This window comes from Rhodopseudomonas sp. NSM, from assembly GCF_052445935.1.
Taxonomy (GTDB): Bacteria; Pseudomonadota; Alphaproteobacteria; order Rhizobiales; family Xanthobacteraceae; genus Rhodopseudomonas.
Genome location: NZ_JBQTCH010000012.1, coordinates 47141 through 73069 on the forward strand (window position 1 = coordinate 47141; position 25929 = coordinate 73069).

Sequence of the window (25929 nt, forward strand, 5' to 3'; positions counted from 1 at the left end):
CGCTCATCTCACGAGCGGCTTGGTCGCCATTCCGACCTGGGTGAAATTCAGCCGGCCGAGCAGGTCCAGCACGTCGACGACATTCTGGTACTGGGTCTGGCTGTCGCCGCGCACCACGATCGGAAATTCCGGCGTCAGCGCGCGCTGCTGGATCAGCCGCTGCTCCAGTTCGGACAGCGTCACCGGGATGGTGTCGAGGAAGATCTTGCCATCGTTGGTGACGGTGACCGCCTTGGTGGTCTGCTGCGCCAGACTCGGCGCGGTACTGGCCTTCGGCAGATTCACCTTCATGCCCTGCACCGTGGCCGTGGTCATGATGATGAAGATCACCAGCAGCACATACGCCAGGTCGAGCATCGGCGTGATGTTGATGTCGTCGTACGGCTTGCTGTCGGACTGGACCTGCATCGTCTTACTCCGCCGCCTGTCGCCGGGGACTGCCGGGCTGCTGGTGATAGGACTCGGCCATCTTCGTGACGAGCTCGTCGACGAAGACGTGCATGTCGTTGGTGGAGTCCTTGATGCGGATGGTCAGGTAGTTGTAACCGAACAGCGCCGGGATCGCGACGGCGAGGCCGGCCACCGTCGCGACCAGCGCCGCGGCGATGCCGGGCGCGATCGCGTTGACGTTGACGTCGCCGGAGGCGGCGATCGCCGCGAAGGTGATCATGACGCCGACCACGGTGCCGAGCAGGCCGAGGAACGGGCCGCCGGAAATCGCGATGGTCAACATCACCATCATCTTGTTGAGGCGCTGCGCCTCGTGGATCAGGCCGCTGTCGAGCACCGCGCGGATCGACTGGATCGCCTGCGGCGACAGCGACCGCGAACCGCCATTGCTGGAGAAGCGGCGGCGGATTTCCTGAGCGCCGATGTGGAACAGCCGATACAGCGGCGCGGCGTGGATCACCTTGTACTGCTTCGCATCGCCGCCACTGCCCAGGCTGGGATCGCTCTCCTCGCGGTCGAGCTGCAGGACTCCCTCGAGGTCGGTCGCCGACTCGCGGAAGTGTTTCAGGAACGCTCTGTTCCCCTTGGTGACCCGGTTCAGATACGAGATCCGGTCGACCATCACGATCCAACTGATCACCATCATGACCGCGAGAATGCCGATCACCACCCAGCCGTCGAGCGTGACCGACTTCAGGATCACGGCGAAGTAGCCGCTGAGCCAGCTCGCGGTTTCCTCGTCGACGCTGAACGTGGTCAGCTTCGCCTGGTCCGGGCCCTGCCCGATCGCCGCCGCCTTGATGAAGCCGGCCGGGCGCGCGACCTTGGCGATATGCAGCTCGTCGATGTCGCCGGCGAACCCGACCAGCGGCGCGGCGCCGGCCGCAGCTTCCGGCGCGGCCGCTGCGTCTGCGGGCGTCGCCGGCGCGGCTGCCGCGTCGGGGGAAGCCGCGGGTGTTGCCGCTGCGTCGCCACCTGGCGGCGCCGGCGTTGCGGCAGGCTCGGCGCTGGCCGGCGCCGCGGCGGGCGCGTCCTGGCCGACATAGGCGACGCCGGTCAGGGTCGGCACAGCCGCCGCGAGCGTGCCGGACTGAGTGCCGTCGACATAGATGGAGATCTGGCCGGCCTTCGCAGTGACGGCGAGGTGATGCCAGGTCGCGGCCGGGATCGCCGCGCCGGCGGCAGAGCGCTGGGTGACGCCGCCATTGGTGACCTCGACGAAGGGCACGCCGTTGTCGAGGCCGATGATCAGCGCGTTGGCGCCTTCGCGCCGCGCATAGAGCACTGCGCGCGGCTGCGGCGCGGTGCTCTTGAGCCACAGCGACCATGTCATCTCGCCGCCGTCGGCGAGCGCCAGCGAGGCTCCGGCGGGGATCGTCAGCGCCGTCTGGCCGTCGAACCGCGCGCCCTGGCCGATGATCGCGCCTTCAGCGGCGGCAACGGTGTTCTGAGCCGAGTTTGCCCACGCCGTCGAATCCTGCGGCGACGCCCCGCGCTCGGCGAAGTGATACACCAGCAGCGTATTGGGATCGTAGGTGCCCTTGGCGTCGACCGCGGCGGGCACTTTTTCGTTGCCGTAATAGAGCCAGATCTCGTTCTTGGTGCCCGGCTTCAGATCCGGCACCGCGACCCAGACCAGCGCCTCGCCGATCAGGGAATCGTACTTCTCGACGTGGTACTTCAGCGGCGTCTTGTCGTCCGCCGCGACGAAGCGAAGGTCCCCGCCGTCCTCCTTGGCCGAACCGAAGCGGAAATTGCCGACATGCAGCCGCACCAGCATCGGGGTCGTGCCGATCGCGTCGCTGATGCCCGCGCCGGATGCGCCGGTGTCGAACACGATCTTCTTGCGCATGCTCCATTCGTCGTTCCACCACGCCGAGGCGTGCTGCGGCCACAGCACGGCGACGACGACCAGCGCGGCCAGAGCCTGCGCGGTCCATGCGTGAAAGCCCTTGCGGATCCCGAGCGTCATCAGAATTCTCCCCACACTCGAAAGCTCACCCGCGGATGGTTCGAGATCGTGACCTGCTGGCTCGTCAGCGGCATGCCGACGAACACCATGGCGTTGAGATGGTCGAGCGTCTTCATCCGCATGCCGGCGCCGTAGCTCGCCAGATCGAACTGATATTGCTGATCCGGCAGCGGATCGTGGATCCGCGCGTAGCCCGCATCGGCGAAGGCGAAGAACCGCCAGTCGTTGAACACGTTGAGCTTGACCGGCTTGCCGCCGGGAATGTCGTGCGTCTGCTCCATGTACGGCGCGATGTTCGGCGTGCGCAGTTCGACGGTGCCGACCACGCCGTAGTCGCCGAGCACTTCGGATTCGAGATAGCCGCGAACGGTGTCCTGGCCGCCGAGACTGAGCTGTTCGCTCGACACCAGCGGCTGATCTGCGGCCTGGCCCTGCACCTTGCCGAACACCTGCAGGCCGCCGGGCAGATCGTGCGTATGCGAGACGTCGCCCCGCAGAGTGATGAAGCTCGCCGTCGCCTTGTAGCGTTTGACGTCGAACTGGTTCGGATCGCTGCCGATGCCGCGGAGACCGCCGGTGAAGGTCGCATTGAGCTGGGTCAGGCGACCGTCGCCCTGGAAACTCGCGGTGTAGGCCGCCACCAGCGGCACGTAGCGGACCGGCGAGTCGAAGGAATCGCTGCCGAGCGCCAGCGTCTGCTGGAAATCCTTGTAGTCGGCGCCGATCGACAAGGTGTGGAACAACTCGCCCCTGGGCGGCAGGGTGATGACGTTGCGGAAGCCGATCACATGGCCGGGGCCGACGACATTGGCGCCGCCGACCGTCGCCACCGAACTGTCCGACTTCAGCCCGTAGATCAGCACGTTGAGCCATTCGTAGTCGGTCCGCGCCATGTACGAGCCGGAGAACACGGTGGCGTCCTTCGGATTGAGCGGTGCGGTCTGGAAGGTGAACGTGGCCGAATGGCCGAGCTGCCACAGATTGTCGTAACGCGCCGACAGGCTGAGGCGCTGCGGAGTGGTGCTCGGGCTCTGCCGGTTGTTGAGCTCGACGCTGCCGTGCAGCGGATAGGTGTCCTCGACATTGAGGTCGACGTCGACGGTGCCCGGCGTCACGCCGGCCCGCAGCGCGGGCGTCACGCGCCGGTCGGGCCAGCGGTTGAGCGCGACGATGTCCTTGGTGACTTCCTTGAAGTCCGGCAGCGTCCCTTCCTTGAGCGAGGAGGCGCGCTGCTTGATGTTGCCGAGATCGAAATAGCGCGAGCCCTTGACCCGCAGCCGGCCGACCTTGTTCTCGGTCACCCTGAGCACGATGAAGCCGCGCTGCGCGTCCTGCTGCGGCACCGCGACGCCGACGGTCTGCAGGCCCTTGTCGTGATACGCCTTCTCGAGCGCGGCGCGGGCCTTCTCGACGTCATCGGCGGTGCGGCGCGGCCCGAGAAACGGATACACCGCTTCCTCGACTTCGATCTGCGGAAGGTGATCGGCACCCTCGACGCGAAACTCGTCGATATCGAAACGGACCGGCGGGCCCGACGCCGCTGGCTTGGCCGCGTCCGAAGCCCTGCCTTCCGAAGCCCTGCCTTCCGAAGCCTTGCCTTCCGAAGTCTTGCCTTCCGCGTCGTCACTCTTCGCCGCGGTCCCGCCGCTGCGCTTGCTCGACGACGACCCGTTTGCCGGCGTCGCCTGGCCGCGACGGCCGGAAGCCGCCGCATCCGATTCCTTGTCCGTGGCCTTCGCCTCGGCAGCGGCGGACGACGCACCGAGCGCCAGCATCGCAACGCCGCAGAGAGCGGACGACAATAACCATCCCGCTCCACCGATCATGGAGCAGGTGACACCCGCCGAACCCCGCCGCCCCTTTTCGGGCGACCAAGCTCGGCCGCGGATACGATAAGAATTCACACCCGGCCCTCGATATGCTCGCTGGTCGTCATCCAATCATGTGACGAAGGCGAGCCGCGCGGTCGGCGCTGACGTTACCCTCGTCCCTCTAGGTAGACGTGGCTGACCCGAACACCCCGAAAACAAACAGGTGCGACATCTTTGATAACATCGCATCAGGCGGCAACACGCCGCGTCGCAATATGTTATTCTTGCGTCACAATAACGTTGCCCCGGCTGAATATGTTCGCCATGAATGTGGGGGCTCCCGTCGAGGGGGTGGGTAGAGTTATGAGTACCACGACGGCAGAGGCGCTACGCGAGTTGCTTATCGCCAAATATGACGAGTTTGGTCGGCGCTTGACCCGTCGGCTCGGTTCCGCGGATCTCGCTTCCGACGTGCTGCAGGAGACCTATCTGCGGCTGGAGCGCATCAGCGACATCGGCCCGGTCCGCAGTCCGGGGGCGTATCTGTTCAAGATTGCATTGAACATTGCGCTGGATCGCCACCGCGCCGAGCAGCGCCGCCTCACCGTCGACGAGGTCGATGCCCTGCTCACAATTCCCGATGACCGCCCCGACGCGGCGCGTGTGATCGAGGACCGTTCCGAGATCAATCTGCTGCGCAGGGCGATCGCCGAACTCCCCGAGCGCCGCCGCCGTGTGCTGCTGCTGTCCCGCATCGACGGATTGCCGCATCGGGAGATCGCCGAGCGCCTGTCGGTGACGGTGCGCACGGTCGAGACCGACCTCAAACAGGCCGTCGAGCACTGCGCCGAGCGGCTCAAGCGCCATGTGCCCGCCAAATTCGGATTCCCGTGCCCCGGATCGTCTTACGATCAGAGACGCAGCAGCCGCCGTCTGGCAGCCGGCATCCGAGGGAAAGCGCTTGATCGTGGCAAAACCAACCATCCCCACCGAGCCCTTGGATCCGTTGATCCGTGAAGCCCTCGGTTGGATCCTCCGTCTGACATCCGGAGACGCGACGTCGGCCGACTCCGATCGGTTGTCGGCCTGGCGAACCAGCGCGCCCGAACGCGAGCGGGCTTTCCGGGAGGCGGTGAAGTGCTGGCGGGCGCTGGCCCCCGCACTGCGCGAGAGTCGCATGAGCCAAGCCCCCCTGAGGCAAGTCCCCCTGGGCCAAGTCCCCCTGGGCCAAGCCCCTTTGGGCCAAGCCCCCCTGAGCCAAGCCACCTCCAGCCAAACTAGCTCGAGCCAAACTACCTCGAGCCAGGCTCCATCGGGCCAGGCTCCATCGGGCCAGAACTCTGGAATTCGAAACCCGGGGAGCCGAGACAGGCCCGACCAAGATGGCATCGACCAGGCCAATTGCGATGAAGACGGGTGTGGCTGCCATCACGACATGGCCGGCCGTCGCTGAACTTGTCCAGCGCGCACTCGAGCCGCGTCTCGAACGAGACACAGCTCATCGTGTCGGGCACGGGCGCCGTCGCCGACCGGCTGCGCGGCAGCCCGTCCTTTGTCTCTGGCGGCGACCGGCCTAGATCGCGGCCGCGGTCTCGGCGAGGCGGGCGCGGATCAGATCGAGCTTCTGCGGCCCGAGCACGGGCGACAACATACTCCGGATGCGCGACCGGATTTCACCCGTGGTGCCGTTGTAGAGAACCGGCGCGCAGCTCTCCTGTTCGCGCGCGGCAACAGTGCCCTGCGCCTGCGGATCGTAGCCGGCCGAGGCGGCCGGGACGCGCCGCAGCGTCTCGCAGGTTGCGCCTTCCGCGAAGACGACACCGTGGCCAGGAAGCTTGATGTGGAAATATTCGAGCTCCGCAAACTGCTCGCCGGAGTCGAGCACGATGGTGGTGCCATTGACCAGGCTGCCGGCGGTCACCAGAACGCCATCGATATACAGGGCATGACCCTGCGACACGTAGAGGTCCGTGTGCGGCACGTTCGGGCCCAGCGCCGACCGGGCGATCCGCACCGGTTTCGCGAATGACGGCCAGGTTTCGCGCGACGACTTGCTGTGCCGCCAGCTTCCGATCCACTCGATCGGCTGCACCGCGGCAAGCGCCGTCGGCAGCCGGTCGCCGACCGACAATTGCTCGATCGGGCGCTCGCCATCGAGCGTCCTGATCCTTGTGCCCTTGAGGAAGCACGGCGGCCGAACCACCGCATGAGCCGGCGTCACGCGGGTCAGAGCCGCGATCAGCGCTCCCGCGGCGATGCCGACAACCACCTTCGCATTGCCAGCGATCATTGCGCGGCGGGTGGTATCGCCCGGCGCACGGGAAACTTCATGGTTGTCTTCAATCATAGCGCTCTCCGAACCTGCTGAAGAACTCAACTTGGACCATCAATTGATAACATGTTATCTTTATAATATGAATTCCATTGAACGCAACGATGACTAGAATTATTATCGCAGCGCGATCCCCGCGCGCGCTGGCGCCGGCCCGATCGAGCCTTCACTTACCCGGGACCCGTTCGGTCAGGCTGCGCAGACGCGTGTTCAGTTCGGCCAGATTCACCGAACCCACCGACATCAGCCGCCCCGCTGGCCGACCGCCGGTTGCGGTGCGGGCGCCGAATGTCGGCTTCGGGATTTCGCCGCTGACCGTTACACCGCGCGCCGCGAGGTGGTTGCGGACCCGGATGCAGTATTCGACGGACAGAACCGAGAACCGCGTCTCGCCATGTCCGGCGCGATACTTCATCGCGGCGGTACACACATCCTCCTTAGCCAGCCGCCACGCGCCGGCGAGATATCGCGCCCCATAATGTATGTTGATATCCGGGTTCGCGAGATCCGCATTGGAGCCTGTGAAGCCCATCATCCGGGCGGTCGCGGGCATCAGCTGCATGAGACCGATTTCGCCGTCCATTCCGACAACGCCGGGATTGTAGCTGCTCTCGACCGCCATGACCGCATCGAGCAGCGCCGGAGGCAGGCGGAACGACGCCGCCTCGCGCTCGACGATCGGGCGATAGACGTCTCTGCCCGCGCGCCACTCGCGGCTGAACGACGCCGTGAGACGCCGCGAGACCGAGTTGCTTCCAGCTCCGCCTCCGAGCAGCACGTTGGCGGGCGGCAGATCCGCAGGCGACAACGCCCTCGCAGCGACACGTTCGAAGACGAGCAGAGGTAACGGTTCAATCCCCTCGCCACCGTCCGCGGTCTCACCCGGCACGGGCTCCGCGGCTTCGGCGGGGCCGGATTCGGCGGGGCCGGATTCGAAGGCACCGGTCTCGGCAACGCCGATTGCAACTGCGGCGCGGCGCTCCGCCGGCGGAAGCCCGGCCTCGGCGCGGGCGCTGGCGGGCAGCAACAGGCCGATCAGCAACGCCGCCGACGTTCGGCCCGACAGACGTCGGCGCAACGCAAGCGGGCCGCGCGCAGCCGCGGCGGGCGGAGCGGCGGACATCAACGGCCCGGCACGAAATAGACCGGCGGAGGCGGCCGGAACGGGATGACCGAGCGACCGTAATTGGCGCCATATTGCTGCCTGACAGCGGCCTCGTTGACATTGCCGACGCGGACATCGGCCGATCGCGCATCCAGCGGCGGCAGGTTGAACTTCGGATTGACCTTGTCGACCTCGCGCTTCAATTTCTGATTGAGACAGCCGAGCGCGCTGGCGCCGCCGATTTCCACTTCAACGCAGCGATCGATCGAAGGCGCCGCGTGCTGCCCGCCGCCGATCATGATCGACCCTTGCCTCGCCGCCGACGGAGGCGCCGCGCCGGACGCCTGCGCCCAGGCCGACGCCGTCAATGCATGCGCAAATCCGACAACAATGGCCAATTCGCAAACCGACCGGTGCAATCCGGCGCTCATAAGGATCCTCCGAGTCAAACGCCCAAGCGAGTCAAACGCCCAAGCGAGGCAAACGCCAAGCGAGGCAAACGCCAAGCGAGGGAATCTCCACGCGACGCACTGTCCCGGCGAGGGCTCGTCCCCGCGAGGGCACATCCCGGCGCGGGCACGTCCCCGCGAGGCATCCACGGCCGGCGACTGATCTCAGCCGCGTTATGTGAATGATCGCCGTGACGTCGCGATGACCATGCGGGATACCATTTAATCCATCGATATTCTGGAACACATCGTCAACTCGGTCAACATGTTAACGCCAACGCAACGATTGCGGTGAATTGTCGGGGCGCAAGGAGCCCGGCGTATGGTAGCACTTCTCGGCATTCTGTTCGGCGCAGTACTCGGCACCCGATACAAGGTATTCATTCTGATACCGACCGCGATGCTGGGCCTCGCCGCCATCGCGGTCCATGGCATCGTCGCGCAAGGGTCGCTCGGCGTCACGCTGCAGACCATGCTCGGCCTCATTCTCGGGCTGCAGATCGGATATGTCTTCGGGCTGGCCGTCCGCGCGACGACCGCCGCGGCGAGGCTGCGGGTGGCGCCGGCCGAGACCGTCCAAAGCCGGCCTTTGCGGATCGCGTCGCGACCGCCGGTCGGTCGCCGGACGTAACCGCCGCCTCAGCGCAGCCTGCTGTTATATCGCGCAACATAGATATCGTTGATCAGGTTGACGCCGTCGTCTGCCGTCCCCACGGCGGTATTGAGGAAGGTCAGCACCTTGGTGACGTCGACCTGCGGCGCGTTGGCGACATAGATCACGTCGAACGGGCGCATGTCGACCTTGGTGGCAAGGAAGAATCCGGCCGGATCCTGAAAACTGACGTTGAAGACGATCGGTATCAGGCCGGCGCCGAACCTCGATACGTCGACGCCCAGCCGTTCGGCGACGTCTCGCGGTTCGCGGCGATACAGGAAGATCGAACCGGGGTCCGCCTGAAGGTCGAACAATCCGCCGGCCTTGGCGACCGCCTGCGCCAGATTGATCCGCCACGCATCGAAGTTGAACTCGCCCTGCAGACCGGTCGCGCCGAAAGCGAGGAACTTCATCGGTTCGCGGTAGAGGTAGATCCTGTCGCCGGGCTGGACGTAGATGTTGTTGGACGGCATCGACACCAGATTGGCGAACGGCACGGTCGCGCGCTTGCCGTCCCGCTCGAGCATCACCCAGGTCTCCCAGCCATTGGCGCTGATGCCGCCGGCGCGGGTGATCGCGTCGGTGATACGATCCTGGGCGCCGGTCGCCGGCATCGGCAACCGCACCGGCGTTCGAACATCGCCGAACACGCTGACGAGTGAAGTGCGCTGCTGATTGACCGTCACCACCACCTGCGGCTCGATCGCCCGGTTCTTGATGCGCGCGACGATCGCGTTCTGAACCTCGACGTTGGTGCGGCCGGCGGCACGGATCAGTCCGGCATAGGGAACGCTGATATTGCCTTTATTGTCGATCGCCTGCTCCGGCAGACTGACGTAGTTGCCCGGCCGAACGCCGGCCTCGGTCGGAATGAACAGGCCGCCGGCGAAAGCCTCGAAAATTGTGACCGTAACGACGTCGCCGACGCCGAAACGGATATCGCTGGGCGGGCGCCGGTCGACGAACACCCCGCCGAGGACGTTCGGCTCATAGGACTTGAGAATCTCGACGGCCCGCGCATCGAGTTTGACCACCGCGAAGGGCAGCGTCGTGCTCTGCCCACTGCGGACCTCCAGACTCGCCGGACCCGACATCGGAATGAAGCCGCACCCACCGAGTGCCGCCGCACCCATCAGGTTCAGGCCGATCGCTGCAATAGACCGTATCCGCATGATGATTGTCAGTGCCAGCACTACCTTGCGAACCGGTCCAGCCGCCTGCAGACGAGGTCTCGCCTGCATCGACACGTCGCAACCCAACGAAACCTTCAAGCCATCGGACCCAACAGTGCATTCGCCAGTCGCACTGATCGACTCCCTGACTCAGAAGACGTCGCGATCTCGGAAACTCCGAAATGAAAGCGCGGGATTCCTGACTTCGCCGAAAAGACGGCCGGCGGCTGGAGCGGGAGGCTGTGAGACGATGCGACCGCGATACCTCGGACGACGGCACGAGCTCGGCCGAAGAGGATGGCTCAAGGCTCGATCAGCAGTCGACGCAGCCGGACGATGTCCTGCCGTGTCTCATCCACGATGCTGGTCAGCAGGGCATTCTCCTGCTCGAGTTCCTTCACGCGGCAGCGATCACTCGCCCCGGCCCTGCCGGTCTCGAATTCGACTACCAGCGCACTGGATCTGGTCGCCGAGAGAACGAAATTGTTGGACTTCACAGATCTGTTGGAACGCATTTGACCCCCCGGCCATCGAGCGCGACAACAGCCAGGCACTAACGCTTGCTACGGTCGTTCTCCGCCGCGGGACGCTAGTTCCGTTTCTTATCATTGCTGTGACTTCGTTATTATTAATTTAGGGAGTGACCGATATCGTTGCATCCGGTCTTGGAGGGATCGAAACGTGCCGCAGATCTGGGTGACCTACGAAGAACTCGCTGTCCTGATGGGCTGCGACCGCGCGGGCGCGCGCGAAGCGGCCGCGGCGATCCCTCTCGATCTCCGCAAAAGCCGCGACGGCCAGACCCGCGCCAAATTGTCGCCATGGCTGACCGAGGCTTATTTCGACGGCTTGCTACGACAGCGCCTGGAGCGCGAAATCGCGACCTGCGCGGGCGATCTGCGGACGATGCTAGAACGCATGGCCGTCCGCGCATCGGCGTCGCCACGCTACGCGGCAGCGGCGGGCTGACCTGACTACGCGCCAGACGGTATTGTCGCGATCGCGACAATTGCAGGTCGTTGATCGGCCGTCACGCAGATATCATCCGATTGCCGCATAACGTCGCGATACGCGCACGGGACCAAAGGCGCCGGCCGGCAGCCTGTCGTCGTGCAGGGTGCACGAACGATAGAAGGCCGTGGCTGCGACAGAACAGATTGGGTTTGCGGTCCCGCCGGCGACGTTTCAGCGTCGCAACATCGTGTTGGCGTTCTCGTTGTGGCTGTGGTGCGCGTGCTTGTTCTTCCCGCTCGCCTCGGTCGACGTGTGGGCTGGAGAGTCAGCGCAGATCCCGCTCTATCAGATGTATCAGGTCGGCGGCCTGCTGCAATTCATCCTGGTGTCGTTCGCCGTCGGTCCCCGGCACATTTCGCAGGCGCTGGCCTGCTACGATCCGCTTCAGGCTGCGATCCTGGCTGTCATCCTGCTGTCGATCGCCCTGCAGTTTCACGGCCGCGAGGTCGCGATCCTCGAGGGGCTGACCTACACGCTGCTGCTGCTGGTCGTGATCGCGTGCTTCTCCGGACTTTGGACGATGCCGGACAACGCATTGGCCGACTGCTTCGGCGGGATAGCCGTCACCGTGTTCGCCTTCGGCATCTATGCGGTCGCCGTCCATGGCTGGCCGGCGGATCGGCGCCTCGGCGGGATTCATCCGAACATGTTCGGCTCGGTGATGCTGGCGGGCTTCATGTTCTCGCAGTTCCGCCGCGGATACGTGATGGCGGTCGTCAGACTCTCATGCCTCGTCCTGGCAACGGCGGTGAGTTCCCGCTTCGCCATGATCGCCTGCGTGCTGTCGTTTCTGGTGTTCGAGGTGACGTCGCGGCCGCTCGGCAGGCGATTGGCGCTACTGGCGCTCGCCGGCGCCGTGGCGGTTGTTCTGCTTCCCGAACTGCTGTCGAGCGTCCTGGCGCTCAACGATCCCGAACGCAATCTGGATTCCGGCTTGACCGGAAGGGATGAGCAGTGGGCGCGGGCGGTGGTGGCGATCGTCGACGCGCCGTTCGGCCTCGGCTTCAAGCGGCCCGACACCGAGCATGCCGGCCACAACGGCTATCTCCGGACCCTGATCGAATTCGGGATCATCGGCGGAGGAGTGGTGATCACGGCGCTGCTGGCAACCGTCTCGACCGCGGTGTTCGCCCCGGCGAGATGTCGCGACGACGACAGCAGGCGCGTTGCCGCTGCGAGAGCCGGCGGCCTCGTCGCGCTGACCTTCGCGTCGTTCTTTCAGCCGCAATTGTTCAACCTCGGCGACATCCACGGCCTGTCCATGATGCTGTTACTGTTCGGCGTGAGGGGCCGGGGGCCGGCGGCCGCTGCGGCGACACGATAACATATCATCGCCAGATATCATTAAATCATCACACTGCCTGATTACATCCCTCTTGGCAAAGACGGGGGCGGTCGGATGCGGGTTCTAAGGGTATTGGGCAGCCTCGATCCAGCGACGGGCGGCCCGCCCAGCGTGTTCGCCGCCGCCGTGGTCTCGACCGCCGCGGCCGAAGCCGAGATCGAATGCCTGACGCTCCGTCCGCGGAAGCGTAACATTGTGGAATTTCCCGATTATCAGCGTCTGGTCGCGCGCGGGATCGAGGTGCATGCCGAGCCCCACCTGCTCGGCGCCTGCCTGTTTCTGCTGCGGCATTCCCGCCGCTTTGACGTCGTTCACGTCGACGGGTGCTGGGTCCCGATCAGCATTCTCGCGGTTCTGATCGCCAAGCTGACCGGCCGGCGCAGCGCCGTCACGCCGCACGAAACCCTGACCCTCGAGGAGCGCAGACGGACCCGGTCGCGGCTGCGCAAACAGGCAAAGCGCCTGATTGCCTGGTTCTATCTGCAATTGTCCGACGGTATCATCTATTCCTCTGCGCTGGAGGCGCGGGATTCCCCCGCTCATTCCGTCGCGGCAGTGATCCCCCACCCGGTGCACGACGATCTGACGTCGGCTTCGCCGCGCATCGTCCGCGATGGCTTCGCCGTTCCGGGACAGATCCGGTTCGGCTATCTCGGCCGGTTCCATCCGAAGAAGCACCTCGAACACATCATTTCCGCAGCCTCGCGGGTGAAGTGCAGTCGCCTTCTGCTCGCGGGCAGCGGCGACAAGGCCTACGAACGCCAGCTCCGCGCACTGGATGACGGACACGGCGGCGTTCATTGGCTCGGTTTCGTCACCAACGAGCGACGCGAACAGTTCTTCCGCGACGTCGATTTCGTCGTGCTCGCATCGGAATACGAGTGTTTCGGCATGGCCGCGGCGGAAGCGCTGGTTCGCGGCATCCCCGTGATCGTCAGCAAACGGGTCGGCGTGGCGGACGACATCGCAGAGACCGGAAGCGGGCTCGTCGTCACGACCGGCGTCGAAGCGCTGATCCATGCGTTCGAGAGGTGCAGCAGCCTGGGACCGGACCGCTACGTGGAATTGCAGTGCAACGCGCTGAAGGCCGCGGAGCGATATTCCTATTCGGCGCACGGCGCCGCGCAGGCGTCGTTGTATCGTCGCCTGCTGGAGACACCGGGGCCCGACAATGCGCCGAACTCCCGCGGGCAGCGCCGCACCGCGCCGGCCCTGCAGAGGTAGTCGACATGTCCCTTGCCGTGATCGTGCTGACCTTCAACGAAGAGCGCCACATCGCACGGGCGCTGGAATCGGTCGCCGGGATCGCATCCGAGATCTTCATCGTCGACAGCTTCTCGACCGACCGCACCGTCGAACTCGCGACGAGCCACGGCGCCACCGTGGTCGAGCACGCGTTCATCAACTACGCCAAACAATTCCAGTGGGCGCTCGATAATCTGCCGATCACCGCGCCGTGGATCATGCGGCTCGACGCGGACGAGATCATCGAACCCGACCTGGCGGAGCGGATCCGGACCGAACTTCCCGCGCTGCCCGGGGACGTCGCCGGTATCGTGCTCAAGCGCAAGACGATCTTCCAGGGAAAATGGATTCGGCACGGCGGCCGATATCCGATGCTGTTGCTACGGATCTGGCGGCGCGGTCAGGGCCGCATCGAGAGCCGCTGGATGGACGAGCACATGGTCGTCCGGGGCGGCCGGTCGGTTGTCCTCGACGGCGGATTCGCCGACGACAACCGCAACGACCTGACGTTCTTCATCAACAAGCACAACAAATACGCCACGCGGGAAGCGATCGACATCATCAATCAGTACCGCGACTTTCTTCCGCGCGACGGCGATCATGCGGCGCAGGAGAAAAGCTCGCTCCAGGCGGATTTCAAACGCTTCGTCAAAGAGAAAATCTACAACCGGACGCCGTATCTGATCAGCGCCTCCGGCTATTTTTTGTACCGCGTGGTGTTCCGGCTCGGCTTCCTCGACGGCAAGACGGGGCTGCTGTACCACGCCCTGCAGGGGTTCTGGTATCGACTGCTGGTCGGCGCCAAGGTCGAGGAACTGGAGGAAGCGCTCGCAGGCCTCGACGACCCGGCTGCCATCCGCGCCGAGATCCGCCGGCGGACTGGACTCTCGATCGACGATTAGCACGTAGCAGCGAGAGGCCTTCCGATGTCACAAAAGTTTTGCCAGGTCTGCCCTAGATAGAGCCTGTCCTAGATAGAGTCTGCCCTAGATAGAACCTGCCCTAGAACAGCGATTGAAGTACCTCGCCTCGACACCGGCGAAACCCTCGACACACCCGGAGCGCGACCCGCACATGAATCTGGCTGTCACATCGGCACATGCGGAGCGGGCGACTCCGCGACCGGCTCCGGTCATCGTCAATCTCGGTTGCGGCACCAAGACGTCCGACCGGTGTATCAATGTCGACTTTTCGATGTATGCGCTGCTGCGGCGAAATGCATGGCTGCTGCCTTTCGCGACGCCGCTGATCGGCCATGAACGCAGCGCGCGGATCAGGGCGATGCGCGGCCCCGTGATCCATCACAACCTCGCCAGCGGAATTCCGTTCGCGGACGGATATGCGGATGCGGTGTATCATTCCCATGTGATGGAGCACATTCCCCGGGAAGCGGTGGTCGGGTTCCAGAAGGAGATCCTGCGCGTGCTGAAGCCGGGCGGGATCCAGCGCATCTGCCTGCCCGATCTCGAGCATCTGGTGCGCGAATACGACCGGTCGCTGGCGGCAGACGACCTGACCTACGCCGCCGCGCAACGGCACGACGACGCCATCGCGCAGATGTTCGAGCAGTGCGTCCGCGACCGGCCCGCCGGAACAAGGCGCAAGACGGGGTTCGCACCCTGGCTGCAGAATCTGGTGCTCGGCGACGCCCGCGCCCGCGGCGAGATCCACCTGTGGATGTGGGACCGGGTGAATATTCGCGCGGTGCTGCGGCAGGCCGGCTTCACCGATATCAACGTCCGCCGCTGGAATTCCAGCGCGATCGACGGCTGGGCCGACACCGGGCTGGAGACGGACGGCGACGGCCGGGAGTACAAGCCGCATTCGCTCTACATCGAGTGCAGGCGACCGCTCTGACCACGGCGCCGCGGCCTCGCCGCCGTCCAAGGGCCGTCACGACGTCGCGCCCGCGCGTGCCGACGGCCTACCGCTTCCTGAGCACGAACCTGACCTTGTTGGCGAACAGATCCTCATCCGAATAGCCGGCGAGCTGCGCGCGCCGCTCGCCGGTGAGATGGTGCTCGCCGAGGCGGTGATACAGATCGACCTCCTCGAGAATGTCGAAGTGCCGCTCGAACAGCCTGCGGTAGTCGCTTCGGCGCAGTTCGTTGAGATAGGTGTCGGCGGGCCTGGACTGCCTGGTGAGGTGGCCCCAGGGCGGGGTGCGGCCGTCGAGCCCCTCGTGCACGCGATGCGGATACCAGTCGAGATCATGGCCGCCGGAGATCCCGGTGAAGATCATCGGCGCAATGATCGCCAGCGAGTCGCCGCGCATCCGTTTCGCCATCATCTCCAGCACCGGCGGAATGCGTTCGATCGGGATGTGTTCGAACACGTCTTCGGACAGGATCAGATCGAGCTCCCCGGAGATCGAGCTCCAGACCGCCGGCCGGGAGGCATCGCCGCTCAGCAGCCTCCGCGCGTCGAACGGCTGCCCCGTGCCGAATTCAGCCCGGAGGACTGACGACAGCTTGCGATACTCGGAAGGATCGAAGATCGCTCGCCTGACGAGTGACTTGGTCGTCCGGGTGACGCCGTTGGCCTTCAGCAGCCGCGCGATCCGCTGCAGATCGAGGTCGTACACGGGCTCATCGAGGTCGATCCCGACGGCATCCGTGCCGATCCAGTTGAGTGCGATCAGGCGGAACGGCCGCTGGCCGTAGCCGATCTCCAGCGCCCTCGCTTCGGCGAGACGCTTGCCGGCATATCGGGTCAGGACGTCCTGGTAACAAGCGAGGTCGGCAACGACGAAATCGAAATTGCTGACCGAGCGCAAACGGGCGACGTGCATGTTGAGTACGCCGGCCAGATAGAGCAGACGCCCGACCGTCCCGACCTTGTCGTCCTGAGAATTGGACTGCTGGCTCATCTTTGCCCAAACGGTTGATGCGACTGACGGCGGCGGCTGACAGCCTTCATCGGCTCGTCGCATTGTCCGATCGCCGCCATGGCCGGCAAGGATAGCATCCGCATTGCGACGTTCTCGTTTCAAGGCAGCGCCGCCCCTGAAGCGATCGAGGGGGGCCGCAAAGAAAAGTGCACCCGGTAAACCGGGTGCACAGATTTGTGGCGACGGTCGTACGCGACCGTCAGGCTTGGATCAGGTCGCGCCGACCTTGCCGACGCACTGATTGCCGGGATTGGTATCCCAGGTGTTCTGCGGGCGGAAGTCGCTGCCGAGCAGGTTGTAGATTTCCGTCAGCCAGACGTTCGGGACCTTGACGAGACCGTTGGAGTTGATGATCGCTTCCACGGCCGGGCTACCGTACAGGCTGAACAGCACGTCGGCGATCTGGACCGGCATGTTGGAGCCCGAGTTGTAGCACTGATACATCTCGAGCCAGGAGAAGCCGGCGATCGGATAGGCGGCCGGCAGGGTCGGGTTCGGCATCACGCCCTGGAGGCTCCAGGCCAGCGGATTGCCGATGGTGGTGCTGTCGAACTTCGGGGTCACCGAGCTCAGCGCGGACGCGGTCGCCACGAGAGTCGGCGCGACGAAGGACGGGGTGCCGGTCGAGTTGGTGCTGACATCCCATTCGTTCTGGAGGTTCGCAGTAATCGGTCCGGTCGGGACCGAGGGCTGCGTGAAGTCGGGCGACACGTAGCCGATCGCACCGTTGGTGGCGAGCACCTGGTTGACCTGCGCCTGGCTGCCGTTGACACCCGGATTGGCGAACACGGCGCCGGTCGGCGTCGGATTGGCGCTGCCGCAGACCGTCGAGAACTGGTCCGGCCAGTTGACGCGATTGGCGCCGCGCGGCAGAGCCGGGCAGACCGACTGATCGCCCCACGGGAACGCGTAGGAGACTGTCGGCGTGCCGGCAACGTTGTAGTCCGGACCGGTGACCGTCGCGCACTGCGCCACCATCGCCTGGGTGAACAGGAAGTTGGTGCCGCTGCCATCGTAGCGATGCACGACGGTGATCTGACCCGATCCCATCGCAACGCCGCCGTTCGACGCCGTCAGCAGCGGGTTGTTCCAGTTGGTGATCTTGCCGGCGAAGATGCCGCACATCGCCTGGCGCGTGAGGTTGATCGCGCTGGTCGAGCCCGACACGGCAGAGCCGTTCTGATTCAGTGCGTTGCCCGCACCATCCTTGCCGTTGAGCACGACGGTGACCGCGCCGCCGACGCCCGGCAGCTGGATCATGTTGCCGTACTTGCTCGCGGGACCGCCGGCGGCGTTCCAGGCAGCCTGATCGGCGAGGTTCCAGACGTCGTCGCTGCCCGAGAAGTGATAACCGGCAGCCTGCGGATACGGATAGTTCGGGATCTGGCCCGAGGTGTAGGGGATCGTGGTGCTGAGCGGGTTGGTCAGCGAGTTGTTGTTGTTGGCCTTCAGCGCGGCCTTGCCGTTGCCGGAGCCGGTCGGCGCGTAATACACGAAGATGTAGCCCTTGCCGGTCGCGGTGCCGTACGGAGCCGAGGGGCAGTTGGTGTTGATCGCGCGCGGTCCGGGACCGGTCACGTTGTCATAGCCGAGCGGATGATACTGGCAGTCGAACACTTCGCGATAGGCGATCGAGGGGAAGCTCGCGCCACCACCGATGATGTTGATGTAGAAGCCCGGATCCGGATACGGATCTGCGGGGCCAGCAGCGCTGGCGGGAACCGCACCGAGACCGACGATGGCCGAGGTGACGAGCAAATAGCCGAGACGACGCATAGAATAACCTCCAGGTTATCGTTCTTTCCCAATGGAAGATCGATGTCGCCCCCACCCAACATTCCTGATTGGGCCAGGGTAAACATATCGTAATCGACGTTTATGATAGTCACATCTTCATTTTGTGACTTATGTTACCATTCGCGCAGCAATGTGAATCGCACCGCTACACGGTTCGTCTCATCGCGCTGCGGATGAGAGAAAGGCCCGTCAAAAAGGCTTTGGAGCGAGGCTTCAGACCAGGCCTGCGGTAGCGGGAATTCTTGAAACGGAATGCTAAAAGCGAAGTCGCGCAATCGGAGTTCTCGCAATCCGTGCGCCCTCCTATGCTAATGCCCGCAAAACGAGTGCCTGCGATCTGTGCCGGCATTGATCGGGGGGTGACACCGCCGATCGAAGCCGGCAACAGAACGGAGCTCGCAGCAGCAGACGGAGTGAGCAGACGTCACCGAGCGGATTAGTAACCGTGCCTGACACAGCCGTCGTCGCGAAACGGTTTCAGCCGAAACGACGATCCGTCATGGTCCTCGGTTTCACCGGGGCACGCTCCTAATTCAGCGGCTTCCCGGTCGGCCTCGTCGCTAGTCCTTCGGATGAGCGCCGGCTTCCACTGGCTTCTTGTCGAGCCGCTCGATCCTGGCGTTCGAGCGCAATCGTTCGGTCAGCGCCATTTGGGCCTGCCGGGCCAGATTGCTTTCGATGCGTCCGCGCACCATCTGGAAGTCCGGCTTCGGAGGCACGTGTTCGCCATCGATCATCACGAGATGCCAGCCGGCCGCCGTCTTGATCGGAGGCGACACCTTGCCTTTTTCCAGCGCGTAAGCGACGTCCGCAATGTCCTTGCCCATCATCGCGCGGGTCACGAAGCCCCGGTTTCCGCCGTTCTTCCGGGTCGTCGGATCGTCCGACATGTCGCGCGCGACCGCGTCGAACGCTTCTCCCTTGACGATTCGCTGATAGGCGGCGGCAGCCTTCTTCGCGGCCGCATCGGCGGCATCCTTGTCGGCGGATTGAGGGACGAGGAATTCCAGCATGTGGAGCCGCAACTGAGGCTCCCGCACCATCGCCGCGATCAGGCCGTCATAGGCCTTGCGAACGGCTTCGTCGCTGACCGCCTGTGCGCCTGCGGTCATGAGCATCTGCTCCATGATGATGCGATTGCGGGCGATCGTGATGCGCTTGCCGATTTCGGCCTCCTCCGCCGCGGAGGGAGCCGGCGCGGCCTTGGAGAACACGACGGTGTCGATCAGGAAGTTGATCACGTCGTTGCGCCGACCTTCGGGCTGCATCGACAGGTTGCGCCCCATTGCGCGATCGGCCGCGCGCAGGTCGCTCTCCCGGATTTCAATGCCGTCGACACGGACGATGACAGGGTCGTCGGCCTGCGCCTGCTGGGACGCCACCGCCACGGTCTCCGTGCCCCCGGCTTCGCAGATCGAGGCACCGGCGAGCAGCGCCGCCGCCAAGGCCGTGCCGGAAGCGACGGAGCCGAGCGAGATGCGAATTCCCATATCGAACAATCCTCTTAACATCTGAAGCCGGCCGTTGATCCCGGCCACGGAACGATCGGGCTTCCCCGGTCACAAAACCCATGGGTCCGCCTGATAGGGCTGTGCCGTATCACAACCAACCCGCGGGATATGATGCGCAGTGTTAAATCCGATGATTGTTACACATCGATGATCCCCCGCGCACGGCCGGATGAAAGCGTCACGCGTTCCGGTGCAAGGCCGGCTGCGGTGTGGAGACGCCTGCTGCTGACGATCGCGCTGCTGGTCTGCAACGGGGCGGCCGCCGCCGCGCCGGCGATCTTCTGGTTCAACGATCCCGTCGGCCCCGACCAGACGGTGCTCGTCACCGGCGCGGGGCTCGCAGAGGTGACAGACGTTACGGTGGCCCGCATTCCTGACCGCGGCAGCGCGGCTGCGGCGCCGAAGTCGGTCGCCATTCTCCAGCAGAGCGCGCAATCCCTGAAATTCGTCGTGCCGCCCGAGTTCTCGCCGGGACTGTTCGAGTTCGAACTGTCGGCGCCTGAGGGCAAGGTTTCAGGCCGCGCCAATCTGCCGACCGTCTATTGGGTCCAGGGCGACCTCGGCACCGCCGCCTCTCCCGGCGGTCATCTGCAGATTTTCGGCCGCAACATCGTGCGGCGCCAGGATCACGCCCGGCTCGATCTGATCGCCGACGCCGGCGGCGCGGTGATCTCGATGCGCCCGGGCAATGGCGATCTGTGGCAGGCGAGATTCGCCATTCCGGCCGAGGCGCGGCCCGGTTCCTATCGACTGCGTCTATCGAACGGCGACGGCGGCGATCTTGAAACGGTCGACGTCGGTGCGATCGAGATTCGCGCGCGCAAGCCGGCACCCGAGCAGTCTTTCGACATTCGCGCCTTCGGCGGCAACGGCGACGGCCGGGCCGACAACACCGCCGCGGTCGCCAGGGCTCTGGCCGCGGCCGCGCAGGCCGGCGGCGGCACCGTGTACTTCCCGCGCGGCCGATATTTCGTCCGCGACACCATCGTGGTGCCGCCCGACGTCACGCTCAGGGGCGAGGCCACGCAGGCGGTCAACCTGGTGTGGCCCGATGTCGCCGACCCGCCTGACGCTCTGATCAGCGGAACGACGCGGTTCGCGGTCGAGGACCTGACCATTTATGCGTCCAACCACCGACACATCATCGTGGGCGGATTCGTCGACGGCAAACCTGCGAAGGACGCGACCGACATCACGATCCGGCGCGTCAGGATCCGCGCCTCGGCCTATCGCGGGCTGATCGACCCGGCCGCGACCCATCGGCGGATGCAGGAGATCGAACGGCTGTTTCCGAGCACCGGGCCGCACAGCCTCCGCCTCAGCGGGCGAAGGATTGCGGTGCTCGACAACGATATCCTCGGGTCCGGAAGTTCGCTGCTGCTGTTCGAAGCGAGCGACGCGGTGATCTCCGGTAATTTGCTCGCGAACGGCCGCTACGGCTGGTACTCGATCACGGGTTCGAACCGGGTGATCTTCCGCGACAATCTCGTCAGGGCATCCGATCTGCAAGGCGCCGGCGGCGGCATCAACACGCTGTTCAGCACGCTCAACGGCTCGGAGAACGTGTTCATCGGGCACAACCGCTTCGAAGGTCTCTATGGCCTCGATCGCGAGGCAGTCACGGCCGACGGGCCCGGCGGCCTGTATTTCGGGGCCGCATCGTCGATCGATCCACAACTGCTGAGACTGAACTACGAGGCCGCGCCGGTTCCGGCCAGACCGAACTGGGAAGGCGCCGCGGTGATGGTGGTCGCCGGACGAGGGGTCGGGCAGACCGCACGCGTCGCCACGCTCGAGCGATCGCCTGTCCCTTCGGAGCGACGGTTGCGGCTTGATCGACCGCTGCAGGTCCCGCTGGATCAGAGCTCGGTCGTCAATGTGACGCTGGCGCGCGAGAATTTCCTGATCGTCGGCAACCGCTTCGAGGACTGCGGCGTCGCCGCGCAGAGCTACGGAACCGGCCTCAACCACGTCATCGCCGGCAACGTTTCGACGCGGACCGGCGGCTTCTTCGCGATCGGGCTGGTGTATGCGCATTTCCAGCCGGGCTGGCAGATCCAGCTGCTCGACAACCGCATCGTCGAAGGCAACATCTACCGGGCCGGCACCAGCCGGACGGTGCTGTCCGAGGAATCGGCGATCGGCGTGCACGCCTATCGCATCGGACCCGGGGCGAGCGAGCCGCCGCTGGCGCGGGCGATCATCATGCGCGGCAACCGGCTCGAGCAGGACGCGCATCTCGAGATCAAATCGTCGCCGTCGCCGCATCCCGGAGTCCGCGACGTCGTCATCGAGGACAATATCGTCGGCCCCTCCCGCATCGGCATTCACATCGACAGCGGCGCCGCATCGATCCTTCAGCGCAACAACGCGATCGAACGGAAGATCGCAAGGTAGCAGCGCGGAGGTCGCGACCTCGGATCGGTGTCGGTATCGGTATCGGTCGCAATTGCGGCGGTCCGGTCGACCGCGACATCACATCTTATGATTACCACGACGCCGCATCGATCAGCGACATTCATGCGATATCACACCTCTGTAACATTCGAACGATATTGAACCGAACTGCGGCGCGGGACGATTGCTGCGGTCTCGGAGACATCTCGAGGCACGGTGTTTTTGCGGCTCCGGAATTTGGACGGCCCCTTCGGATGACGATAGCGCAGACCATACCGACCGCGACCTCACGCCGGGTGAAGATCATTGCCTTCATCACGATGCTGGTAGTTCTGCTCGTCTCCGCGGAAATCGCTGCATCGGCATTCTACTATCTGATCGTGAAGCCGCAACTCGACCTGACGAAGGCCGAGCCGGGGCATTACTACCGGGCGGCGACCAATCCACGCCTGGTCTACGAACTGATGCCCGGCTATCAGGGCAGCCAGGACGGCCGCGATCTCCACGTCAATTCGCTCGGGCTGCGCGGTCCGGAACTGGCATCCCGCAAGGATCGGCCGCGCCTGGCCATCTTCGGCGATTCAGTCACCTTCAGCATCTGGCATTCCGAAGCCGAGGCGCTGCCGCAACTCGTCGGTGTCGAATTGCAGAACGCCTGCGGGCGCGGCGCCGAGATGCTGAACTTCGGCGTCCCGGGATACGGCGCGCAGGAGATCCGCGAACAGTTCCTCGTGAAGTCCCCGGGCGTTTCGCTCGACGCCGCCGTCTATCTGCTCAACCTCAACGACTTTGCGAGGCGGGACACGCCGTATGAGGGCGCCGATGCGGGGCTCTACAGGATGTATCAGCCGCCGCTGCTGAAGCTGCCGTTCTTCATCAGGAAGGCGACCTACCGCTTCGAGAAGGGAACCCTGCTCGGCGGCATGAATCCGACGCTGCAATGGTACCGATGGCTGATCGGCGGAACGCGGCAGCAGACCCTCGACGACATCGGCGCCATGGCGGCGTTCGCGAAGAACCATGGTATCAGCTTCGCGGTGTTCATCCTGCCGTCCGGGCTGGCACTCGCCGGAGGCACAAACGCGCTCGCCGACGAGCAGCAGACGATCGCGAGCGCATTGCAGGCGCGCGGCATCGCGGTGGCGAATCAGGCGGATCGCTTCATCCAGTCGCCGAGCCTGTTCGACCAGACCGATCATCTGACCGGGCCCGGCAATCACGTCGCGGCCGCCCAGTTGGCGACGTTCGTGCGTAACACGTTTCCGGGCGTCGCCGCTGCGATGGGATGCCAAGGCGCAGGTGGGCAATGAGCACCAATCGCTTCCACGAGACCTTCGATCGCTCCGACGACGTCCGCGTCGGCTCGAACCGCGGCTTCGGCTACGTTTTCACCGGCGTGTTCCTGATCCTCGCGCTGCTCAGATATCGCCACGGACTCGACCTCTGGATGGCGATCTGGCTCGGCGCCGCCGCCGCGATGATGGGCGTCACGCTGATCGCGCCCGGCCTGCTCGGCCCCCTCAACAAGCTGTGGTTTCGATTCGGGTTGTTGCTGCACAAGATCGTCAGCCCGCTGGTGATGGGGGCGATCTTCTTCGGCGTCGTGACGCCGACGGGACTCGTCATGCGGATGCGCGGCAAGCGTCCGCTGAATCTCGCTTTCGAGCCGGAGGCCCCGACCTATTGGGTCGACCGCAATCCGCCCGGACCTAAGCCGGCAACTTTCCAAAACCAGTTCTGAGGCAGTCATGGCTACGCTGATCGGCGAATTGTGGACGTTCATGAAGGTTCGACGCAAGTTCTGGCTGGCGCCGATCATCGTGATGGCCGTCGTGTTCGGCGGTCTGCTGGTCTTGACCCAGGGCTCCGCGATCGCTCCCTTCATCTACACCCTCTTCTGAGGGCCGATGATGCGCGTCCTCGGCATCTCGGCCTTCTATCACGACTCAGCCGCGGCGCTGATCGTCGACGGGCATATCGTGGCCGCGGCGCAGGAGGAGCGCTTCACCCGCAAGAAGCACGATTCCGGCTTTCCGGCGAATGCGGTGTCGTACTGTCTCGACGCCGCGGGCCTCTCGATCACGGATGTCGACCATATCGCGTTCTACGAGAAGCCGTTCCTGAAGTTCGAACGGCTGCTGGAGACCTATGTGGCCTTCGCGCCGCGCGGGTTTGAGTCCTTCCGCATGGCGATGCCGCTGTGGCTGAAGGAAAAGCTGATGCAGAAGCGGCTGCTCGGCGAGGAGCTGCGCCGGCCCGGCGGGCTGCGGGCCGACGCGCTCGACGGCAAGCTGCTGTTCTCCGAACATCACCTCAGCCACGCCGCGAGCGCGTTCTATCCGTCCCCGTTTCGCGAGGCGCTGATCCTGACCATGGACGGCGTCGGCGAATGGCCGACCACTTCGGTCGCGATCGGCCGCGACCACAAGATCGAAGTGACCAAGGAAATCCACTTCCCGCATTCGATCGGGCTGCTGTATTCGGCCTTCACCTACTACACCGGCTTCAAGGTGAACTCCGGCGAATACAAGGTGATGGGGCTGGCACCTTATGGCGAGCCGAGATTCGTCGACAAGATCATGTCGACCGTCGTCGACGTGAAGCCGGACGGCTCGTTCCGGCTCAATCAGGACTATTTCAACTATTGCACCGGCCTGACGATGTCGAACGACCGCTTCGCGGCGCTGTTCGGCGCGCCGGTTCGATCGGCGGATCAGCCGCTGACGCAGTTTCACATGGATATCGCGGCCTCGGTGCAGGCGGTGACCGAGGAGATCGTGCTGCGGCTGTGCCGCTCGCTGCGCCGCGAATACGGCCTCTCGAAGCTCTGCCTCGCCGGCGGCGTCGCCCTGAATTGCGTCGCCAACGGCAAGATCTGGCGTGAAGGCATCTTCTCGGACATCTGGGTCCAGCCGGCGGCCGGCGACGCGGGCGGCGCGCTGGGTGCCGCGCTCGCCGCCTATCATGGCAATTTCGAACGGCCGCGAATCGTCAGCAACGGGCTCGACGCGATGGCCGGAAGCTATCTCGGCCCGTCGTTCAGCCAGGACGAGATCGAGACCAGGCTCGGCGCGGCCGGCGGCAAGTTCACCGTGCTGGACGACGACGCGCTGATCGACGCGACCGTCGAGGCGCTGATCGAGGAGAAGGCCGTCGGCTGGATGCAGGGCCGGATGGAGTTCGGGCCGCGCGCGCTCGGCGGCCGCTCGATCCTCGGCGATCCGCGTAGCCCGACGATGCAGAAAACCCTCAATCTCAAGGTCAAGTACCGCGAGTCGTTCCGCCCGTTCGCGCCCTCGGTGCTGCGCGAGGATATCCAGGACTGGTTCGAGTTCGACGGCGACAGCCCCTATATGCTGATGGTCGCCGGCGTCTCGGACAAGCGTCGCACGCCGATGACCGCCGAACAGCAGGCGCTGTTCGGGATCGACAAGCTGAACGTGCCGCGATCGGAGCTGCCGGCGGTGACCCATGTCGACTATTCGGCGCGGATCCAGACCGTGCACAAGGAAACCAACCCGCGCTACCACCGCCTGATCTCGCGCTTCAAGGAGCGAACCGGATGTCCGGTTCTCGTCAACACCAGCTTCAACGTTCGCGGCGAGCCGATCGTGTGTTCGCCGGAAGACGCGTTCCGCTGCTTCATGGGCAGCGAGATCGAGCTGCTGGTGGTCGGCAACTGCCTTCTGCGAAAGCCGGACCAGGATCCGAAGCTGAAGCTGAACTACGAGACCGCATTCGAGCTTGACTAGAGCGGTCCTGTCTCCGATGGAGTCGGGACTGG

General features: G+C 64.9%; 24 protein-coding genes. 13 read left to right on the top strand and 11 right to left on the bottom strand.

Annotated elements, in window-relative coordinates; all coding sequences use genetic code 11:
* Positions 1 to 3 precede the first annotated feature (3 nt).
* From ACTZWT_RS23530 to ACTZWT_RS23540, 3 genes are read right to left on the bottom strand one after another with little or no spacing between them, the layout of a single operon-like run.
* A complete protein-coding gene (locus tag ACTZWT_RS23530) occupies positions 4 to 408 on the bottom strand; it encodes an ExbD/TolR family protein (protein WP_444772107.1) in 405 nt (134 codons plus the stop codon).
* Between the two features lie 4 nt (positions 409 to 412).
* Positions 413 to 2422 carry a DUF2341 domain-containing protein gene (locus ACTZWT_RS23535; RefSeq protein WP_444772108.1) on the bottom strand — a complete coding sequence of 670 codons (2010 nt, stop codon included), beginning with the start codon at positions 2420 to 2422 and terminating at the stop codon, positions 413 to 415.
* Positions 2422 to 4224, bottom strand: coding sequence for a ShlB/FhaC/HecB family hemolysin secretion/activation protein (locus tag ACTZWT_RS23540; protein ID WP_444772109.1), 1803 nt, complete (start codon positions 4222 to 4224; stop codon positions 2422 to 2424). The genes ACTZWT_RS23535 and ACTZWT_RS23540 overlap by 1 nt, the downstream gene beginning before the upstream one ends.
* A 372-nt stretch (positions 4225 to 4596) precedes the next feature.
* On the opposite strand from ACTZWT_RS23540, the gene ACTZWT_RS23545 reads away from it, so the two are divergent.
* On the top strand, positions 4597 to 5250 hold the full coding sequence (locus tag ACTZWT_RS23545) for an RNA polymerase sigma factor (protein WP_444772110.1): 654 nt from the start codon (positions 4597 to 4599) through the stop codon (positions 5248 to 5250).
* Positions 5201 to 5686: a FecR/PupR family sigma factor regulator gene (locus ACTZWT_RS23550; protein ID WP_444772151.1), complete on the top strand. Its 486-nt coding sequence runs from the start codon at positions 5201 to 5203 to the stop codon at positions 5684 to 5686. The genes ACTZWT_RS23545 and ACTZWT_RS23550 overlap by 50 nt, the downstream gene beginning before the upstream one ends.
* Positions 5687 to 5806: 120 nt before the next feature.
* Here the strand turns inward: ACTZWT_RS23550 and ACTZWT_RS23555 are convergent, their stop codons facing one another.
* From ACTZWT_RS23555 to ACTZWT_RS23565, 3 genes are all read right to left on the bottom strand, one after another.
* Positions 5807 to 6580 carry a Hint domain-containing protein gene (locus tag ACTZWT_RS23555; RefSeq protein WP_444772111.1) on the bottom strand — a complete coding sequence of 258 codons (774 nt, stop codon included), beginning with the start codon at positions 6578 to 6580 and terminating at the stop codon, positions 5807 to 5809.
* A gap of 151 nt (positions 6581 to 6731) precedes the next feature.
* Positions 6732 to 7607 carry a lytic transglycosylase domain-containing protein gene (locus ACTZWT_RS23560; protein WP_444772112.1) on the bottom strand — a complete coding sequence of 292 codons (876 nt, stop codon included), beginning with the start codon at positions 7605 to 7607 and terminating at the stop codon, positions 6732 to 6734.
* A gap of 80 nt (positions 7608 to 7687) precedes the next feature.
* Positions 7688 to 8176: a hypothetical protein gene (locus ACTZWT_RS23565; protein ID WP_444772113.1), complete on the bottom strand. Its 489-nt coding sequence runs from the start codon at positions 8174 to 8176 to the stop codon at positions 7688 to 7690.
* 265 nt (positions 8177 to 8441) lie between these two features.
* Here ACTZWT_RS23565 and ACTZWT_RS23570 point away from each other — a divergent pair, with 265 nt between their 5' ends.
* On the top strand, positions 8442 to 8750 hold the full coding sequence (locus ACTZWT_RS23570; protein ID WP_444772114.1) for a hypothetical protein: 309 nt from the start codon (positions 8442 to 8444) through the stop codon (positions 8748 to 8750).
* Positions 8751 to 8758: 8 nt separating this feature from the next.
* On the opposite strand, the gene ACTZWT_RS23575 is transcribed toward ACTZWT_RS23570, so the two are convergent.
* Both ACTZWT_RS23575 and ACTZWT_RS23580 read right to left on the bottom strand, forming a co-directional pair.
* On the bottom strand, positions 8759 to 9946 hold the full coding sequence (locus ACTZWT_RS23575) for a polysaccharide biosynthesis/export family protein (protein ID WP_444772115.1): 1188 nt from the start codon (positions 9944 to 9946) through the stop codon (positions 8759 to 8761).
* 302 nt (positions 9947 to 10248) lie between these two features.
* The gene (locus tag ACTZWT_RS23580; protein ID WP_444772116.1) at positions 10249 to 10461 is read right to left on the bottom strand and encodes a hypothetical protein; all 213 of its coding nucleotides are present in this window, start codon (positions 10459 to 10461) and stop codon (positions 10249 to 10251) included.
* Between the two features lie 166 nt (positions 10462 to 10627).
* Here ACTZWT_RS23580 and ACTZWT_RS23585 point away from each other — a divergent pair, with 166 nt between their 5' ends.
* The 5 genes from ACTZWT_RS23585 (at position 10628) to ACTZWT_RS23605 (ending at position 15407) form a co-directional block, all read left to right on the top strand.
* Positions 10628 to 10915 carry a hypothetical protein gene (locus ACTZWT_RS23585; RefSeq protein ID WP_444772117.1) on the top strand — a complete coding sequence of 96 codons (288 nt, stop codon included), beginning with the start codon at positions 10628 to 10630 and terminating at the stop codon, positions 10913 to 10915.
* Between the two features lie 169 nt (positions 10916 to 11084).
* Positions 11085 to 12284, top strand: a complete 1200-nt coding sequence (locus tag ACTZWT_RS23590) for an O-antigen ligase family protein (protein ID WP_444772118.1) — start codon at positions 11085 to 11087, stop codon at positions 12282 to 12284.
* Between the two features lie 132 nt (positions 12285 to 12416).
* Complete coding sequence (locus ACTZWT_RS23595; RefSeq protein ID WP_444772119.1) at positions 12417 to 13529, top strand: glycosyltransferase; 1113 nt, start codon at positions 12417 to 12419, stop codon at positions 13527 to 13529.
* Between the two features lie 5 nt (positions 13530 to 13534).
* Positions 13535 to 14452 (top strand): glycosyltransferase family 2 protein, encoded by a 918-nt coding sequence (locus ACTZWT_RS23600; protein ID WP_444772120.1) that lies wholly within the window; start codon positions 13535 to 13537, stop codon positions 14450 to 14452.
* A 172-nt stretch (positions 14453 to 14624) separates the two neighbouring features.
* Complete coding sequence (locus ACTZWT_RS23605; RefSeq protein WP_444772121.1) at positions 14625 to 15407, top strand: class I SAM-dependent methyltransferase; 783 nt, start codon at positions 14625 to 14627, stop codon at positions 15405 to 15407.
* 67 nt (positions 15408 to 15474) lie between these two features.
* Here ACTZWT_RS23605 and ACTZWT_RS23610 read toward each other — a convergent pair whose 3' ends face one another.
* The 3 genes from ACTZWT_RS23610 to ACTZWT_RS23620 form a co-directional block, all read right to left on the bottom strand.
* Positions 15475 to 16419, bottom strand: coding sequence for a hypothetical protein (locus ACTZWT_RS23610; protein WP_444772122.1), 945 nt, complete (start codon positions 16417 to 16419; stop codon positions 15475 to 15477).
* A gap of 231 nt (positions 16420 to 16650) precedes the next feature.
* Complete coding sequence (locus ACTZWT_RS23615; RefSeq protein ID WP_444772123.1) at positions 16651 to 18216, bottom strand: substrate-binding domain-containing protein; 1566 nt, start codon at positions 18214 to 18216, stop codon at positions 16651 to 16653.
* Between the two features lie 581 nt (positions 18217 to 18797).
* Positions 18798 to 19727: a peptidylprolyl isomerase gene (locus ACTZWT_RS23620; RefSeq protein WP_444772124.1), complete on the bottom strand. Its 930-nt coding sequence runs from the start codon at positions 19725 to 19727 to the stop codon at positions 18798 to 18800.
* Between the two features lie 228 nt (positions 19728 to 19955).
* On the opposite strand from ACTZWT_RS23620, the gene ACTZWT_RS23625 reads away from it, so the two are divergent.
* The 5 genes from ACTZWT_RS23625 to ACTZWT_RS23645 all read left to right on the top strand — a co-directional run bounded on the left by ACTZWT_RS23625 (position 19956) and on the right by ACTZWT_RS23645 (position 25897).
* Positions 19956 to 22145 carry a glycosyl hydrolase family 28-related protein gene (locus ACTZWT_RS23625; protein ID WP_444772125.1) on the top strand — a complete coding sequence of 730 codons (2190 nt, stop codon included), beginning with the start codon at positions 19956 to 19958 and terminating at the stop codon, positions 22143 to 22145.
* Positions 22146 to 22399: 254 nt separating this feature from the next.
* Positions 22400 to 23455 carry a hypothetical protein gene (locus ACTZWT_RS23630; protein ID WP_444772126.1) on the top strand — a complete coding sequence of 352 codons (1056 nt, stop codon included), beginning with the start codon at positions 22400 to 22402 and terminating at the stop codon, positions 23453 to 23455.
* Positions 23452 to 23886: an SxtJ family membrane protein gene (locus ACTZWT_RS23635; protein ID WP_444772127.1), complete on the top strand. Its 435-nt coding sequence runs from the start codon at positions 23452 to 23454 to the stop codon at positions 23884 to 23886. Before ACTZWT_RS23630 ends, ACTZWT_RS23635 begins: the two co-directional genes overlap by 4 nt.
* 7 nt (positions 23887 to 23893) lie before the next feature.
* The gene (locus ACTZWT_RS23640) at positions 23894 to 24046 is read left to right on the top strand and encodes a DUF5989 family protein (RefSeq protein WP_444772128.1); all 153 of its coding nucleotides are present in this window, start codon (positions 23894 to 23896) and stop codon (positions 24044 to 24046) included.
* 9 nt (positions 24047 to 24055) lie between these two features.
* On the top strand, positions 24056 to 25897 hold the full coding sequence (locus ACTZWT_RS23645; protein ID WP_444772152.1) for a carbamoyltransferase family protein: 1842 nt from the start codon (positions 24056 to 24058) through the stop codon (positions 25895 to 25897).
* Positions 25898 to 25929 lie beyond the last annotated feature (32 nt).